This is a genomic window from Flavobacterium rivuli WB 3.3-2 = DSM 21788 (assembly GCF_000378485.1).
Classification (GTDB): domain Bacteria; phylum Bacteroidota; class Bacteroidia; order Flavobacteriales; family Flavobacteriaceae; genus Flavobacterium; species Flavobacterium rivuli.
On the sequence record NZ_KB899967.1, the window covers coordinates 496,150 to 513,330 of the forward strand.

At 36.2% G+C, this 17,181-nt stretch carries 20 protein-coding genes; all 20 read right to left on the bottom strand.

From position 1 onward, the window contains the following. Positions 1 to 27 precede the first annotated feature (27 nt). Entirely contained in the window at positions 28 to 2,187 is a 2,160-nt protein-coding gene (locus F565_RS0105765; protein WP_154652539.1) for a hypothetical protein, read from the bottom strand. 90 nt (positions 2,188 to 2,277) lie between these two features. After that, a complete protein-coding gene (locus F565_RS0105770) occupies positions 2,278 to 5,433 on the bottom strand; it encodes a coiled-coil domain-containing protein (protein WP_020212253.1) in 3,156 nt (1,051 codons plus the stop codon). A 1-nt stretch (position 5,434) separates the two neighbouring features. Continuing rightward, positions 5,435 to 5,725 carry a hypothetical protein gene (locus F565_RS0105775; RefSeq protein ID WP_020212254.1) on the bottom strand — a complete coding sequence of 97 codons (291 nt, stop codon included), beginning with the start codon at positions 5,723 to 5,725 and terminating at the stop codon, positions 5,435 to 5,437. After that, positions 5,722 to 6,864 (bottom strand): hypothetical protein, encoded by a 1,143-nt coding sequence (locus F565_RS0105780; RefSeq protein WP_020212255.1) that lies wholly within the window; start codon positions 6,862 to 6,864, stop codon positions 5,722 to 5,724. The genes F565_RS0105775 and F565_RS0105780 overlap by 4 nt, the downstream gene beginning before the upstream one ends. Beyond that, positions 6,861 to 7,424 carry a hypothetical protein gene (locus F565_RS0105785; RefSeq protein WP_020212256.1) on the bottom strand — a complete coding sequence of 188 codons (564 nt, stop codon included), beginning with the start codon at positions 7,422 to 7,424 and terminating at the stop codon, positions 6,861 to 6,863. Before F565_RS0105785 ends, F565_RS0105780 begins: the two co-directional genes overlap by 4 nt. A 71-nt stretch (positions 7,425 to 7,495) precedes the next feature. Continuing rightward, positions 7,496 to 7,957 (bottom strand): hypothetical protein, encoded by a 462-nt coding sequence (locus F565_RS0105790; RefSeq protein ID WP_020212257.1) that lies wholly within the window; start codon positions 7,955 to 7,957, stop codon positions 7,496 to 7,498. Then, positions 7,954 to 8,511 carry a hypothetical protein gene (locus F565_RS0105795; RefSeq protein ID WP_020212258.1) on the bottom strand — a complete coding sequence of 186 codons (558 nt, stop codon included), beginning with the start codon at positions 8,509 to 8,511 and terminating at the stop codon, positions 7,954 to 7,956. Before F565_RS0105795 ends, F565_RS0105790 begins: the two co-directional genes overlap by 4 nt. 2 nt (positions 8,512 to 8,513) lie before the next feature. Next, on the bottom strand, positions 8,514 to 9,884 hold the full coding sequence (locus F565_RS21245; protein WP_020212259.1) for a phage terminase large subunit: 1,371 nt from the start codon (positions 9,882 to 9,884) through the stop codon (positions 8,514 to 8,516). Between the two features lie 106 nt (positions 9,885 to 9,990). After that, the gene (locus F565_RS23085; protein WP_020212261.1) at positions 9,991 to 10,695 is read right to left on the bottom strand and encodes a terminase small subunit; all 705 of its coding nucleotides are present in this window, start codon (positions 10,693 to 10,695) and stop codon (positions 9,991 to 9,993) included. 471 nt (positions 10,696 to 11,166) lie between these two features. Beyond that, positions 11,167 to 11,364 carry a hypothetical protein gene (locus F565_RS0105815; protein WP_020212262.1) on the bottom strand — a complete coding sequence of 66 codons (198 nt, stop codon included), beginning with the start codon at positions 11,362 to 11,364 and terminating at the stop codon, positions 11,167 to 11,169. Between the two features lie 2 nt (positions 11,365 to 11,366). Beyond that, positions 11,367 to 11,606, bottom strand: coding sequence for a hypothetical protein (locus tag F565_RS0105820; protein WP_020212263.1), 240 nt, complete (start codon positions 11,604 to 11,606; stop codon positions 11,367 to 11,369). 19 nt (positions 11,607 to 11,625) lie between these two features. Continuing rightward, the gene (locus tag F565_RS0105825) at positions 11,626 to 11,850 is read right to left on the bottom strand and encodes a hypothetical protein (protein ID WP_020212264.1); all 225 of its coding nucleotides are present in this window, start codon (positions 11,848 to 11,850) and stop codon (positions 11,626 to 11,628) included. Between the two features lie 321 nt (positions 11,851 to 12,171). After that, positions 12,172 to 12,597, bottom strand: a complete 426-nt coding sequence (locus F565_RS0105835; RefSeq protein WP_020212266.1) for a hypothetical protein — start codon at positions 12,595 to 12,597, stop codon at positions 12,172 to 12,174. A gap of 145 nt (positions 12,598 to 12,742) precedes the next feature. Beyond that, a complete protein-coding gene (locus F565_RS0105840) occupies positions 12,743 to 13,936 on the bottom strand; it encodes a hypothetical protein (RefSeq protein WP_154652541.1) in 1,194 nt (397 codons plus the stop codon). A 1-nt stretch (position 13,937) separates the two neighbouring features. Further along, positions 13,938 to 14,183, bottom strand: coding sequence for a hypothetical protein (locus F565_RS0105845; RefSeq protein WP_154652542.1), 246 nt, complete (start codon positions 14,181 to 14,183; stop codon positions 13,938 to 13,940). A 218-nt stretch (positions 14,184 to 14,401) separates the two neighbouring features. Continuing rightward, positions 14,402 to 14,869, bottom strand: a complete 468-nt coding sequence (locus tag F565_RS0105850) for a hypothetical protein (RefSeq protein WP_020212269.1) — start codon at positions 14,867 to 14,869, stop codon at positions 14,402 to 14,404. A 10-nt stretch (positions 14,870 to 14,879) separates the two neighbouring features. After that, positions 14,880 to 15,764 carry a hypothetical protein gene (locus F565_RS0105855; protein ID WP_020212270.1) on the bottom strand — a complete coding sequence of 295 codons (885 nt, stop codon included), beginning with the start codon at positions 15,762 to 15,764 and terminating at the stop codon, positions 14,880 to 14,882. Beyond that, on the bottom strand, positions 15,761 to 16,309 hold the full coding sequence (locus F565_RS0105860) for a hypothetical protein (RefSeq protein ID WP_020212271.1): 549 nt from the start codon (positions 16,307 to 16,309) through the stop codon (positions 15,761 to 15,763). Before F565_RS0105860 ends, F565_RS0105855 begins: the two co-directional genes overlap by 4 nt. Further along, on the bottom strand, positions 16,306 to 16,977 hold the full coding sequence (locus F565_RS0105865; protein ID WP_020212272.1) for a DUF6291 domain-containing protein: 672 nt from the start codon (positions 16,975 to 16,977) through the stop codon (positions 16,306 to 16,308). The genes F565_RS0105860 and F565_RS0105865 overlap by 4 nt, the downstream gene beginning before the upstream one ends. Positions 16,978 to 16,982: 5 nt before the next feature. Continuing rightward, the gene (locus F565_RS23300; protein ID WP_262486798.1) at positions 16,983 to 17,105 is read right to left on the bottom strand and encodes a hypothetical protein; all 123 of its coding nucleotides are present in this window, start codon (positions 17,103 to 17,105) and stop codon (positions 16,983 to 16,985) included. Positions 17,106 to 17,181 lie beyond the last annotated feature (76 nt).

Here is a 17,181-nt window from a genome sequence, read left to right on the forward strand (position 1 = left end):
ATCTGTAATTTTAGCAAATATAATAAATTACACAATGGTTACTTCAACTGTGTTGCTATGTTCATCATATATCCTGAAGAAATAATTGCCCGGATCTAAATCCCTTGTAACATACGGATTGAAATTACCTAACATGCCATAGGCTGTAAAGTTTACACCATCAGTTGATATAAGCAAATGACCTGCGAGCTGTACATTTCTGGTAAAATAGATACTGGCACGACGGCCATTAACCACTATGGTATTAATTACAAACCACGGAATTTCTACAGGTGGCAATACAGAAGCATATTGCACTTTTACAAGTTCGCATTTTGTTAGCTGGCCCGGTATATATTCAATAATCTTATTTACCAAATAATAATTGGATAGCTGCTCTATATAGTATAATTTTTTAAAATCGAACCCCGCTATATCAGTATCTTTAAACCAAAGCTTTGCAGTAACAATTACTGCCTTTTGTAATATGTTTTGCAGGGGTTGGTAATAATCATTCACAATATCCTGAAAAGGTAATCCGTAGAAAGTTTCACGATAATAATTATTTACAGTATTTTCTATCTCAAATTTTTTACTATATATTTTTGCATTACCGTATGCGTTACGGCTTCGCATAAAATAATATCTTTTGTCCAAAGATTTATATGTTACAACTGGCTCATCTGGAGATGGGTTCTCATTATATTCTTTCTCCCATACAGGATACACATTAGTACTTTCGTTTAAATATATCCTCCCCTCTTTATCAGGGCTATATATTTTTGACTTTATAGAATCTTTTGAATCCTGCAAGTTTACATTATCAACGGTTATAACTCCATCATTGTAACTTCCCTCCTTATCATTGTAATTATAACGCAGCCAATTACGCTGGGCATAAGAACCACTAATATAATTTTCGGTAAGTTTATCTGAAAATTTACTACTCCAGTTAACTATCTCCGGAGTTTGCAGCTGCTCATGAAGTGTTAGAAATTCTATATCATTACCTACTTTTTTTGTGAACATGGTTAAAGCAAACCTGTGTACTATTTCAGAAATAAAATCTTTAATTAGAAAGTCAGAAAGGGCTATACTAAAATCTACAAACAAAGGATCTATACGTACCAATGTAACCTCAAAGCCTTGAGGGATTGGCGCCAGCTGATACGACCCGCTAAAAGCAGAACCGGTAACAGCTATGTTTATAGCTTCCAGACCATTTAACTGAAACGGTGCCGATCTTAATGTAGTTTCTACACCGTAAGGTATTACATCTGCTTCAGCACCAAATATGGTAGCACCATTCTGTAATAACTGGTGTGTTGTAAATGAAGCTAACGGGTTACGGCCCCCGGCATTTTTGCCAATGGCAATTGCAGCATCTCTTTGTTGACCAAAATTATTAAAACCAAACAATGTGCATTTTATTTCAAGCTGATAGGTTGCATTTTCACGCATTGTCATATTAATACCATCTACCTGGTACAGCTCATCGACCAATACAGAATTATAGTGAGCATGGTAAAAGTATCTACCGGTATCGCGCTGCAGGTATTGATCTACAAAACTATAATCATTGCTATGTAAAAGCACATGGTTATCTACACCATCCCCGGTTGCAGGCAAACCTTTTGGATATGTCATCCATAAGTTTTTAAATGCTTCAGTATCAAAAATGGCACCTGTTGGCTGAACACCGAAATTGTATTCTTCAAATATCTTTCGCCACAGCCATGCTACGTTTACAGATGGGACCAGGTAATCAATATTAATTTCCGGCACTGTTATTTCGCTATCTATATTGGTTCGGCCAGTATCCCCGTTATAGTCTGCCAGTATGTAACGGTATGGTAATTCAGGATTTGCCCATGTGTTAACTACAGTCGCAACGGTTTTAGGATGTAGAAGATCTGTTAAGGTAAGCTGCGATAAGTTTTTATTTTCGATGTTTTTAAAGAAATCATAACCACCATCATATACTGCGATGTTAAAACTTTTTTCTCCATCCGTAATACGCGCCCATCCTTTATATACAAAGCATTCGCCGGTATCAGCACTGTAAAGACTGCATTCGTTTTTTTGATAGGGTATATTAGACGTGTTGCCGGGGACTGTTAGATATCCTAACGCCCGGATATTTTTAGATGTTTTAGGTACTGAAAATTGATCTGTATAATTTGCACTTCGAGATGCTAAATCGTTCAAGTCATTTATCTGTTTGTTTTGCGAAATTACAGTGTTAACATCAGTGTCCAATTTCTGATCATTTATGTATAGAAAGATGCTCATGTTTTCTTAAATTAATGTTGAATCGTTCATAACCCTTGCAGCTGTGTTACCCTCGCTAATAATTTGCTTAATACCGATAACAGGAGCAGGTAATGAAATAGCATTGGCTGCTGCTGTAGCTGCTCCTATTTCATAGGCCAGCTCTTTAATGTTAATGCCTTGCTGTATATTTCTTGACACCATACCGCCGCTTTCCAGATAATTGGTTACAGGAGTAGAACCACCTGCAGGGAACGCATTATTAAATGCCATGAAATGACGGGCTGCGTTTCGATTCATTACACCGATAAGCTCCCCGCGTTCAGCTTCAAATCTGGTACCATCTGCACCCTCGAACATTGTACCACCGTCGCTATGCCTGTTACCTCCAATACTGAACAAAGCACCTTTTTCTGCTTTAGGGGTTTTAGTGCTTTGAATAGACCGTACCGCTGATAATGCAGATTTTAGTACTACAGCCGTGCTTACTATTTTTTGTGCAGTTGCAAATGGTTCCGGCAAAATACTCTCGGATGCCCAAACCTGTGATACTCCTGTATAGGCATTTATTGTAGCTTCAGCAATGGCAGCAGCTTTGCCGGCGGCTGTTCTCTTACCAAGGATTTCAGCAACCTTACCAAAAGTATCTCCATATTGCGCAACAACTGCGTTTTCTTTAGCCTGGTTAATATCCTTTAAATTATCGGCATGCTCTTTTTCACGCGCTGTTTTCAGGTTGTCGTATTGTTCACGGGTAATATCCTGCTGTTTCAGTTGTTCGTTAAGGGTTGCTAATTCTGCATCGAAGCGGGTTTGCTCATTTATAATTTGCTGGTCATACTCTGTTTTAGCGTTAAGCAATTTTAGTTGCTTATCCGCCTCCAACTGCGTTACCTTTTTAGCTTTAGTTTGAGCCTCTAAAGCATCACTGTTGGTTTTAATCTGCTCGTTAAATTCGCGGTCTATTTGCGCTTTTGCTGTCAGGTATTGTAAATCTGCTTCAGATAAAGCTTGATTATTTTTTTGCTTTTCTGCAATTTTGGTGTCATTGGTTTTTTTCTCTAACTCCAATTGCTTAAGCTGCATTGTGCGTATATTATCAAGCCTTTTAGCTTCTTCACTAATCAGGGAATCTGTAAGTAATTCGCCTTGCTTTATTTTAGATTGGTTTTGCTGAATATATAAATCCATTTCGGCCTGACCATACCTAATAACAATGTCAAGAGAAGCATCTGCATACTCTTTTTTTGCTTCATTTTCGGCAGCTTGTAAAGCAAGCGCATCTTTGTTTGCTTTAAATTCTGCCTTTGCAATTTCAATTTTTTTATCTCTTACCTGGGCCGCAACTTCCATTTCACTAAGCATGGATTTTTCTTTAGCATCGGCATTGGCTTTAAAAATAACCAGTTCAGCTTTTAATTTATTGGTGTAGTCATCTAAGGCTTTTTTACGGGCGGTTTCCGCTGCTGCATTGGCTTCTTTACGGGCGGCGGCAATAACTCTTATTTGCTCTTTTTGGGCATCAAGTCCCATATCTTGTGCAGCATCCAGTTCAACTTCAAGGTCAATCATTTCCTGCCTGTCTTCATTGGTAACAGCGCGCAAGGATTGTTCTATTTTTAAGCGTGCAATTTTCTTTTCAATTATTGCGGCTTCCTTATCCCCCATTTCCTGATTAACCCGTATAATTTCATTAGAAGCAGCAACCCTATCTTTTAGAGATCTTGATGTGTCTTTTGATATTAAAAGCTGCTCATCAATTAAATCATTAGCCCCTACCTGTGCTTTGTTTAAAGCAATCTGGCTTCTTTCAATATCTTTTGTAAGCCTGTCAATTTCTTTACCTTTATTGGCGGCATCTTCTAAAAATTTCCCAGTTGCTTTAGCTCCTTTAATAACTTTATCTGTAAAGCCGTCAACACCTAAACCAACTTTTGCAACCGCATCAGTTGCTACCTGACCAGCTTTTGAAAATTCACCTGAAAATAATAAGCCAATAGCCTTGCCTATTTTTGGGAATAATTCCAGCATACCCATAAACCTGTTAACAATATTATCTTTGATTAAGTTACCGAAATCAATTAAAGCCTTTTTGGGGTCTGTAAAGATTCCTGACAGCTTTTTACCTACGTTCTGGAATACACCAAGCAAAGAAGAAAATATTGCCTGTAATGGTCTGGTTACGGATGTTATCGCATCAATACCCTCTTGTGTGGTAGCAAGAAATGCTATCAAAGATCCCAACACAACTACAATCGCGCCTATACCTGTAGATATAAGTGCAATCTTTAGTAACTTTAAAGATGTTGAAGATGCATTTGTTACCACTATCCCTGCAGCCGTTGCAGCAGCTTGTGCTTCTGTTGCTTCTGTATTAGCCACGGTGGCAGCCGTTGCAGCAGCTTGCAATTCTGTTTCAGCAACAAGCCCCTGATTATACCTAAAACCTATAGCGGTTGCAACTTCTTGAGCAGCAGAAGCGGCTTCTGTTTTTTCGGTTACAATCTGTTGTAGTATAGCATAATTTTCTTGTGCAGCCTTTACAGCCTCAACAGATTCTTTATATTCAGAAAAAGCATTTTTTATATTATCAGCCGCTTTTTTTCCATATTCAAAACCTATAGCCACACTTTCAGAACCACCGGTTAAGGATTGCATAGATTTACCTAACAGGCCGCTTTCACTAAGTGCTTCCTTAATGCTTTCTTTATAGCTACCAATGCCTATTTTTTGCTTCTCATAACCGGAAACATTCTCTTTGATAAAGGCGTTATTGCTATCAAGTTTTTTATTAATATCCTCTAAGGCTTTCTCGTAACCCTCGCTACCAATAACCAACTCTTTACGCAGCTTAAGTAGTTTTGTATTATTTGCACGATAATCATTTTCGGTAACGTTTAATTGTTCAACAGATCTTTTTATAGCTTCTTGCTGGCTTTCAAGTTTGCCGCCTGCTGATACCTGGGCCTGTATAAGAGTTTCATTCCTTTTATATTCGGCACCAAGCCTTTTAATCTCTACAGCATTCCTAATAAACTGTGCTGAATTTTGCTCCCCTGAATCGGTAAGTTCTTTCTGCTTTACTCTAAGGCTTTCTATTGAGGTTTTTACTTCTTCTGTTTTAGCTAACAGCTCATTAGTCCGTACATCAAGATTAGCTAATATTATCTTTTCTTCAGCCATTTTAGATTATTGTTACATTAATGGTATTGCCTTTTATCGTATCTTTTTTACCGCCGGATATTACTTCTACATCGATAACCTTATTCCCTGTAGTTGTATATAAAACCTCAAACTCATTATCTGATATTTTAGTAATGCCCCCGCCAGGTGCTTTAATAGACACCTGATAGCCGTTCTTATTATAAAGTGTATTCTGCCATACCTTGACCGGAAAACCTACAGGAGAATCAATTTTAGTAAACAGAAAACCAAAATGTATGATGGGTGCCGTTTCTCTTATTTCAACTATCATAATCTCTGGGTATATCGTTGCGGTAATTCAAAATCAAACGCAACATTATTCAGTTTCTCTTTGTAGTTTTTAATACGCATGTTGGTACTTTTAAGTGTAATTTCTACCCAATCCCTATAAACGTTACGTGAGAACGGCGCGCCGGTAAACATGTAAATCTTTGGGCTGTCAGTTATACCTGATACTATTAAAGTTTCATTCTCGGTAAGAGTTTCAGCAATTACTTTAACTGTGTCCTGACTATCTTTGCCTATCTGCAACACCCTATTATTTGTGTCAAAATAATTACCGAAATCATTTTCAATCTCTCCTATTGCGCGGGTGGTTCTATCAATAGCAGCTGTGTTTTCAAATAGCCAGTAATTATAACCACCCATAGCATTTATCCATTTGATGTAAACCCCACATTTGTACGGCATCTTTTCAAGCAGGATAAATTTATCATTTACGGTATCTTCATATTGGTCAATAATTCTGATGCTATTAAAGCCATCAATCAAAGGCAATAGGTTTTCCAACGTTTCATCATCATCCCCATCTGAAAGTATTAGCCTGAATGTACTGTCATTAAGGTCAAATTGCTGGCTTAATAAGTTGGTATCATTTCTAAGGGTAATTTCTTCAGCGGCTGAATAAAATGGTATATCAAATGGATATCCTTGCCAGTACTTTAAGTAGAACCTATCTAATGTATCAGTTTTAAAAGGGGTTAATACATAAGATTGTTCAGTGCTAAGTGTTTTATAATCCCCGGACTGGCTAACCCCTGCTATGTAGGTAAGAAAAAAAGTTACATTCTCAACGGTGTTATCAACGAATGTGATTTCAAATGTTACGTTAAGCTGCAAACTCATATCGGGGGCTGGGTAAATGTAGCTGTTAGGATCGTCCCTAATTAATCCTGACATTTCCATTGTATCAGCGAAATTGCTATTATTTATGAGTGCCGTAACAAATGATTTAAAGTTGAAATAGAACGCGCCGCCGGGGTCAGGGTATAGCACTGCAGTAAATGCATCTACAGCCCGAACCTCACATGATTTAGGTGCAATATTGTTAGTAGAAAAAAACCTTAAAACATCATTGTTATAAGCCATTCTTAACCTCGATTCCTGTATGTTTTCTACAAATTGTATCATAATTCTTTTTTTATATAATCTACTAATGCTGAAGTAAATCCAGTAACATAAATGTCGCTTAACTTATCAATAATGCTTTGTATACGTTCAGGCGTTATAACTTGACTCATGAGATGTACACCTCCGAAATTCTCCCGCTTCCAACCCTCTTTAAATATTTTTCTTACTATCAAGTAAGCTAATGCTGACCTTGTAATTTCTTTTTCTACTTTATTGGAAACTGACTTATCGCGTATATACCCCTTTACCGTTGCAGCCACTCCCTTATCAATAAGCCACTGTTCTATATCTCCAATAGGATCATCCCATTTTTGACCTGATTGGCCGCTATTTGGCCCCCTGCCGTATTCGAGCTGCTCAGCGTATCTTGCGGTTGTGGATAAAACTGCTTTGTTTTTTGTTATCTCTATTTCTAAGCTTGATTCAAAATTACCGGAAGCTCTCATTCCTAACTCATCATACTTTTTTACAAGATCTTCTTTGAGCTTAGTAAATTCTTCAAACAATAATTTACCCGTTTCCATGTCGGGACCGTTGAAAACTGCATTTATTAAACTCATAGTGTTATCATTTATTAGTTAAGGCATCCCATAATAGCCATGCAACGCATGCTGCCAATACCCATAATGCACTAAGCATTTACTTTTATTCTATAGCTGCACAACAGGCCGTCCATGTTCTGAACAAGTGCATCTGAACAATCTATATTATCCCACTGCAAGAGGCTGTAATCACTACAAAGTAGATTGTTACCTATTGAAGCGAAAACAGTCAGCAGCGGCTCTATGTTGGTGGTGTATTTCGATTCTGATTCGTTACCTCTTTCATTAAAATAAACCTGGTCAAAATCAGCATGCTTTACTAAGAAAAATTTACCCTCGTATGTATAACCCTTGATGCCAGTGCCCATTTGGTTAATCTCTGTTTTACGATTTGTAAACTCATGCAGCAGATACGTTTTGCTAATATCCAAGCCCTCCTGCTCTGTATTTTCAAGTAGTTCAAAAACATTAAGTACCGATTGCCTCCCATAATGGTAAACTATGCCTTTTGTTTCTGCTATATCCTGTAATACTCTTACTATATCTTTCATGATTTACTCTTTGATTTAATTTCCTGAAACTTAGTTTCAACTTCTGCCTGTGTTTTAATCTGAATGAGAAGGCCCAGCACTTCTTTGTATGGTTTCCTGCCCATGTCATAAGGGTAAATCCCGAAATGCTTACCTAATTGGATAAGCGGTAAAGTATCACTGTAAACATTAAGCTTATCAGCACCGGCCATGTTCCATATCTCTTCATCTTTTGGCTGTGAGTACAAAGCTTTTGATTCATACTTTATGGCAAATTCAAATTGATTTTGCATGAAGCCGTTAGCTTGGTAAAAATCCTTTATACCTGTATTCCAGAATTGTTCTTCAGTTACATCAAAGCATACATTAAATAGCGTATATATCTTATTCCAGTCTTTATCCTTTGCACTAAGCAACCGAACGCAATGTTTAAAGTTTACCCACGGCATAGCATTAATGTTCATTGTTTTGCCTGCAAAGAGGTTAACCGGGGCCACCCACTGTAGAACATCGTAATCGCTGCAATCCTGTAATGCAGCATACTTTTTAAGTGATATGTTTTTTAATTCCTTCATAGTTATACGCTTCTTTCTCCTACTCTTAATAACGTTGCCCCTCTTACCTTTCTTAATGCAAACCAGTAACGCATCATGATACTATCCCATTCATCAGGGGAACGGCCAATCAATTCTTTAACCCGGTCTTTTGGTATGATGCCCTGCTTACTGTCTTTGTCAATATCCTTAGTCTTTACCTGTTCCATTTCTTCAGATGTGGCTTCCTGTACTTCAGAATCATCGCACATTTCCCCGGCCTGACGATTAGTTATCATTTCAGCCATTTTTATGCTGCACTGGCTTTTAAGATTATCAAAGTTTGGCTTAATATAAACACCGCCCTCCATAACTTCTAAAGGGCTGCTGTTATTCACAAAGCCACTACACTTAAGAAAATCTACCACGCCGCTACCAACACCATCCTCATCAGCAACTGTATTAGATATAGAAATACCATGCTTTTGCTGTAGTATCTTTGCCCTTGCAACGACTACATCTAAGCCACTCTTTGGTATTGATTCCCTGGCAATACATAACCATCCGTGCCAAATACGAAATACAGTTTTATCTTTACCTTTACGAGCAACGTCAATGGTCATGTATTTTACACCAACGCCCTGAATGTGTATAGGGTTAAAGTAATCCGCAATACTATCAGTGTCTATAAGTGTGGCTGGATCGTCGTCATACTCCCAGTTACCGTAATACAAACGCTCCCTGCTGTTCTTATCCATCCTAAGCAACTTATCTAAATATTTTTGTGGCAGGTGCGGGTTATCCGTTGGTAACGCCTTTATAAACCTGCTTTTCTCCCATGATGGGTTTTTCTCGTCGTACTTACCTAAAAGACCTTCTCTATTTGGTTTAAAAAATTCTTTGTACGTCCAGTTCTTTGCCGGGTTGCATGTGCCTAACTGTTTAGGGGTAATCCCAAATTCATTAAGCTTGTAACGAATACGACTTCCAACTACCTGCCATGCCTTGTAAGATACCTGGTTACACTCATCTATAAACGCCCCGCATATTTCTAAAGAACCAAGCCTATCATATTCAGGGTCACTTGGATAGTGAAACAAATCCTTTAGAAGTATTTGGCTGCCATTTTTCCAATTAATCGTATGGCTTTGGTCATTATATACAAATTGCTTTGTAATCTTTAATCGTGATGCTAATTCAAAGAACGTATTTAGGGTTGTTTCCTTTAGTGTCTTAAGCTTTGAACGTCCCATTAACCAACGGGAACCGGGATATGTTTGACACATTTCTATAAGCCACAAACAACCAAGTGCGCTTTTGCCACCACCGGCTGCACCGCCGTATAGTATTTCTTCAGTCTCATTATCCTTTAGATAGTAAACTGCATGCTCTTGTTTTATTAATAGCTTATCCACTTTGCACCTCCAGCGTTATTTTTTGGCTTACATTTTGTCTCCGACCGCTGATTTTCGATACCTTTTTTAACTTTAAAGCATTTATCAGCACCTATAGCGATACTTTTCATTCTTCTGGCGGCTTAACACCGGTACCCAATGAGATATTATTTACCGTTTCGCCTTTAGTGGTGTGGTCAATTTCCTGCCTATCCCTCCAATTATCGGAACTTCTATTGCGTAACCATAAGGATTGACTTCGATAATCCCCCGGTATTACCCTTGTTTCAGGTGCGAGCTGTACGCGCTCGATCTCAATTCGTTTACCATTCTCATCGTAGGAAACCTCTTTGCATTTAATGGCTTTCAGTTCTGTTATTTCCCTGTCCTGTGTGCTTTGATACATAGAAAAAGCTACTTCCATATCAGCAACCTTTTTTCCGTTCTTTATGGACTCTGAAAATAAAGGAAAATCAATCTTCCATTTATTAATCGTAGATTCGTTAACCTCAAAGAAATCAGCCAATTCAGCATCAGTAGCACCTAATAAGCAAAGTTTATGAGCATGCATGTTAAACGCTTCATTATATTTTAATGGGCGGCCCGCCGCGCCCTTCCCGGTGTCCTCCCCTTGCAGCTTTGCTATATGAGCCTTTATGTAATCTGCATTCAATAACTCTTTAGCTTTCTTTGTGATGCTTTCAGGCTTCATAGCAGAAACATTATAGGCTTCTACGTACGCGGCCGATTCATCTTGCAGGCGTATATATGCCAAACAAAAGTTTTTATGGTTTTTAGTAAGCTTATGTGCTGTCTTGTTAGTTGCTGCCATAATTTATAGTATGGGTGTGTTCTTTACCGGCGGGTTCGCCTATGCTGCTGCGACATTCGAGAATGCAAATAGCGACAATAAATAATTCAAACAGGCTTATGGGTAAAGTTTGGAGTATGTTATAAATGAGCACGCCCCAAGCGAAAATGATTAGGGTGTATTTAGCAACGAGTTTGCCTTTAACGGTTTCTGCCCGGCAGATGTCGCTGGATGTATCTTTGGTAAGTGACAAAGATTAAAGTATTCCCTTAGCGGGTCAAGTATTCATTTAAAAAATTCAAATCTTTAAATGTTTCGTTCTTAAAATTTGAACGCCGTAAGTTTTTACACTTCAAAAATAGTTATTTATAACTTAACACGCAATTTGTATGATAAATTAGGTAATTATTATGTTTTAAGCTTTTCATGTACAGGCTATTTTATACAAAAAAGCCAAATAAAAAATCCCCAACTTAAGGGGATTAAAACGTCTTATTGTTTCTTTAGTTTGCGAACTATAACTCTACTGAAAAGTTCAAGCCGTATCCTTTGTTCATACTCTACTAATTCATTGATTGTTGATGTATTTTCAATAAACTTCGAATCTTCTTTTCTATCGGCGATTTGTTCTTGGACAAAGGCTCTTGCAGCCGATAAATCTGCTATTGTTAAATGGCTGTACTCTGACATAATCAAGCTGTAAAAGGTACATCAGGATTATTATATATACTCGCATTACTTTCATTAGTGCCAATGACTTTTTCAAGTAAATCCTTAACTTGTTCGTATGTCAATTCAAGATTTTCTACTGTACCGTTAATATATTCAATTTTTGAACCTTCTTTTTGAGCAACTACTGTTTTTATCTGAGCTATGTTAATTAAAAATTCATAATCTCTCACAGTTGCTGGTATTTCTATAAATCCTTTCATTTTTATATATTTAATTCTATTAATAAACTTTTACACCACCACCCTTTATAACCATTTCCTTTACAGATTTAACTACCTTAATCAACTCACTAAACTCTAAATATGTCATATCTAAAGAAATAGTTTCTCCATGAGACATTCTTAGAGATAATGAGTCTTTCAAAACCGTAACACTTGCGATTTGATTAATGTTGACTAATTTTACAGCTAATCCATTTTTCTTAATTTCAATAAATTCTTCCATTTTACAGTAATTTTAGGTTCAAGTAAAATTACCTTATTATGAAGTACTTATGATAATTTGTTATCCACATTTTAAATTAGTTATGCACAATAAAGAAAGCCACTCCGAAGAATGGCTTTATAGATTATTAGATTTTTACAACCTTTTATAATTTTCAAATTGTCGTTTAAATCTTTATAAGGATATGTTGCAGCAATTTTCTTAATCTCTTCCTTAAGATTTTGAAATTCAACCTTCATAACTCCTGCTACAGAATCAAGATTTCGGGTCGTCGCTCTTTTTCTTATATTTTATCTTAAATTTCTACAGCAGATTATTTGATTAGTTGTTTAACGTCCTAATAATAACATGTACTTTCTGATGATCCCCACCCGCGTTAAATGTGATATTTTCAATATTGTGGCCATCAATTATTAGTGATGCTGCCCCTTGGTTTTTCCAAACGTGCCAATTCATTATTAAAAATGTAATCTTCAATGTATTAGATTGTCGGTTTAAATAAGGTAACAAATCTAAACTGTTTGTATAGTGCTGATCGTGTCCAGGAACATCTAACACTATGGTATCATTAACTTCAACTCTTGCAATTACATCGCCCCCGGTAGACCTTTCCCAGTGATTACTGATGACTAATATAGCCGATGTTAGATTGTCAGTAAAGCTTATTATGCTTGAATTGACTACGTCATCAAAAAGAGTGTGCAGTTTACCACTCTCATCGATCTTAAAAAATTCTTTTACACTCATAATGTATAGTTTAAATTGATATTTAAAGCTAATATAATCAATGAGTTAAGAATTATTATAAAGTGTTTTTACCTGAATTAACTAAACAGGTATTTTTACGGAAAGTATAGGCATAAAAAAACCGCTAAGTATAGCGGTTTAATAGTTACTTCTTTTGTTGTAGAAATACTCCGGCACATATAAATGCAATGAAAAAGACAACGGCTGTGACCCAACCATTTGCAAATTCAAAAACATACAGATATAAAGTTGAAAACATTGCTGCAAAAATTATATTCTCTTTCAATTTTTTGTAAAAAACAGACTTCACTTGGAAAAAGCTTTTAAATAAATCTAAGAAAATAGTAAGAATAAAAATACTTACTATGGTAAAAAATGCTCGCTCTAAAAAGGTGTCAAAGTATTTTATAGGGACTTTTACCATTGGGAATATAGCCAAACCCAATAAAATTATGTAGAAGAAAATAAGTGTAAATCTGACAATAGCCAATTTTACATGAAAAAAACTATTGGATATTTTAAGATAAGTAATATTTATATTAACCACATTTTCGTACGGCAATACAAATATCTTTCCCTCTATCTCTTTCTTAAATACTATTTTATCAATAAATTCTTTATGAACAACGAAAGATGGGGTGCTAACACAAGCCTCATGAAGTGCGTCAATCTTGATTTGATTTTCGGGTGTCTTGTCAAAAGAAATAAATTTTAAAGGACTTTCTATTACAATGTGTTCAATTTTATTATCCTTATCTAAGACAAACTGTTTTAAACGGCCCCTGTATAATTCTTCTTTATCTTTCTTAGAACTTAAGACGTCAAGGTATGTTCTGAAATTATCCCCCCATTTTCGATTGATACCGTTTTCTTTACTTGCAATACCTATGTAGTGCCAGTCATTATTAAACCTTAAAGCAGAAAAAACGTGATCTAAGTTGAATAGTGTTACAAAATAATAAGAAAACAACCCGGAAATTGCCGACAATATCCAAATTAGGAGTACTACTGCTCCTATACTGGTCAGTTGCACCTCATTCGTAAATGCATCGGGATATTTATTAGTAGCTAAACTTTCAAATATTTTACTTACTGTACGAAAGTCGATATTATGAATAAACTCTACACTAAAATAGTCAGTTGCATAATATATTATGAATCCACTTAACACCAACGATACTATACTTAGAAATAGAATCCATAAGAACCTTTCTAATAAGTTGCCGTGGTTAAATTGATTACTAAATTTCCCAGTATAATAAAACTTTCGGAATAATATTCCCGGAAATAAAAATACCATTACATAAATAATGGTATTTAAAGCGATAGTGAAATTCAAACTAAGAAATTGAAACGGTTAGTTTTTCATTGTCTGAAAATATAATATCTTTTGATTTTTCATTCTTATGCTCCTTAAGATATTGTATAGCATCTTCAATCTTTTTCTGATCTTCAGGATTATTTAGTATCTCGTCAAGATTACGATTTGGTAAGGTGTTTTCAAAATCAAACTTATGGGAGACCTTATCGATAGTAAACTCCAAAATACCAGAAAATGTCCGAAACAGACTTTTAACTTTTTCCATAAGCATGTCAATTATTGGGTTAAACGGGGGTGTAATATTACTAAAAAAACGTTTACACATTAAATTTAGTACATTAAAAATAATACTTATTTTAAATAAAAGCATCAATAATAAGACAATATTAGGACTAACGGCAAATATCATCGACGAAATGCATATCTAAAAAATAAATAATACCTAAATTTAAACTATAAAACCACCCGGAGGTGGCTTGTATCTTAATTTTTAAAGAAAGGATCTATACCCAGTTGCTCTGTGTGGTCAATTTTGAGAAGTTTCTCAATTGTAACATCATGCTCACTTTGGTGGATGATTACATAACCATCCTTTACCTGAACATCAAAATCATTAATATGAAAAATGTTGTTTAAGCCCTCATATATGAAATTGTAATCTTCTTCAGTTATACAGTTCTTAATTATCAGCAACTTTAAATGCCAGTCAGTAAACGGTTCCTGGGATGTCGTATGAGGTGCCGTTTCATATTCTAACGGCTTGCGCCCTATAGCTTTTTCAAAACACAGTTCTAAAAATGCAAGCGGGCCAGCGTTCATGTAAGTTTCTAACTCATCATCGGTATATTTCACTTTAAGCACCTCTTGCAGCTTTGCAAGTGTGGCTGTTGCTTTTTGGCAGGCAATCTGCATGTCGCTGAATGTTACAGCTTTTGTTTCTACATTTTCCATAATTGTAATATTAAAATTCTGCTCTTGGTTTATTTTCTTTTGCTGAAGATTGTATGAGTGCCCCCTCAAGTACATAAGGCAAACGATCGCTATTCACGCCTATAGCAAAGGGGCTAAACTTTTTACCACGGGCGCGCTGGCAAGTTACTTCCGAGAAATCCCCAGCATCTTTTATAATAACGACCGTTTCACATTTTTGCTGAAGAATGGTTCCCAGATGCCCCCGGGCTTTTTCAGTGTTAGGATTCAAATGCAATATGCCTGTGATATGACATTTTGAAATGGTACTGTATTTCATAAGCTTCTGAGTAAATTCTATGCTCTCAGAGAGAGAATTAAAGTCTTGTATCATATCAACATACCCATCGATGGAAACAATGCCTAATTTGTCCTTATATGGGCTTTTAGTAAAGAGCCAATCTAAATACTCCATACGTTCAGCAGCACTGTATTCACGCAGCATAACAGGTATATAATTTTGCGGAATTGCTCCAACCATTCTTTTAACCCGGTCTGCTACCATCCAGGCATCGTATGAATCCTGTTCTGTATCAATATCAATGATGTATTTTCCTTCTATCGAGTGGCCCTTAATTTCACCGGCCAGTAAGTTGGAGTTCCCTCCTATAGCGCCGGATATTATCATACTCTTTAGCCATGTCTTTCTGGATTTTTCTTCACCTTTAATCATAGAGATATTACCGTAAGTTCCAAACCTCAACGGATAATGATGGCCATTATAAGCAATGTCATCAATTCCTATTGAAATTGCAGTAGGTGGCACCGGTGGCTTAACATCAAGATTAATCATGCTTTTTTTATGAACTGCAGCGTAATCATGAGTAAATTCATTTTCAGGCAATCCATCTGATTTTACTAACTCTATAAAACTCATGCGAGGTTTCCATATTCGTTAAGCAACTCAGTTACAAAATGATTCAACCTATTGTTTATGTCGGGTTGCTGCCAGCTGTCAAGGGATTTTAAAAGTATTGATTGATGTTCCTTGGTAAGCTTTTTACTTTCTGACCATTCGGCTTTAATTTTATCCATATCCAGATAACCGTTTTCAGATGTATTTCTGTCCCATATTTCAGAAATATCTTCAATGCCTAAAACTTCTTTTGATTGCTGAAAGTCGCGCATTATCCGCTGTAATCTGAATCTATCGTACCAGTAGACAGCAGGAAATTTTAATACTTGATGTATTTTACGTTCGGCAAAATGCATATTTCCAAAAAAGTCAATCTCTCTCATCAAACAGTAAATTACAATTTTGGCAAAATATCTGTTATTATTAATACGATTTTCTTTTTCCCTATCTATCCATTCAACGATACCCTTCAATGCTGCCTTATCATCCTCGTTAGGCATAAAGGCTTTCTTACTAACCATTCGCCAATTGAGGCGCTGTATATTATTTATTATGTTTTTACTCATGATGTTTTTAGACTTAGGTATTTTTCCATTTTGTCGGGCCGGGTGATAAATTCAATGGTAAGATGCTTATGATTTTCCGAAATGTGATATGGATCTTTGTGACAGTTTATAATTGCTGTAATTATGTCGTCCTTTGTATAGCCTATTTTAATGAGTGCCCGTATTTGTTTTTTAGCCTTTTCAGGAACCACTTTTGAATTTTTTCCGGTTAACGTATTGAACTGTTCTACGAGCTTTGTCCAGTCAAACCTTTCAGCTTTAGAATTAATCCCAGAAGGTTCGCCCGCACCTGAAACAAAAGTTTCAGGGAGAGTATTATTTATAATACTCTTTATATCACTATCACTATCACTATCACTATCACTATCGGCATGTTTGGTATCCGTTGGTATGCGGTCGCATTCATTCGCATTTTGTTTGTTCCAACGCTTTTCAGCATTTTGTTTATTCTTAGCACGGGTACTTTCATATTTCGCAAGATCCCTTTTTAAGCTCTGTTTAATATGTTCAAATGCAACTTCAATAAGCAGATCATCGGTAACAGGGTTCTGATCGTTTACGTATCTCAATATGTGTTTGAAGAGAACTCCGGCTTTTTCATCTGGCATCTTTTCAATTGAATGTATTAAATCGCAATACAATAAAAATGATTTTTTATCTGCTGCCATAATGACTAAGTTATGTTCTGAGCCACAAGATTATTATAATGCACCCCCGTAGACCCGCTTAATTTTCCCTCTACAGTAATAACTACTCTAACCTCATCATCTATCTCCACAAGATTAAGTAAGTCCATCTTACCGCCTCTAAATTCAATGTATGCTACATGATTGTTTTTCTGCAGAAGTGTAACTATTCTTTTAGGGTGCCCA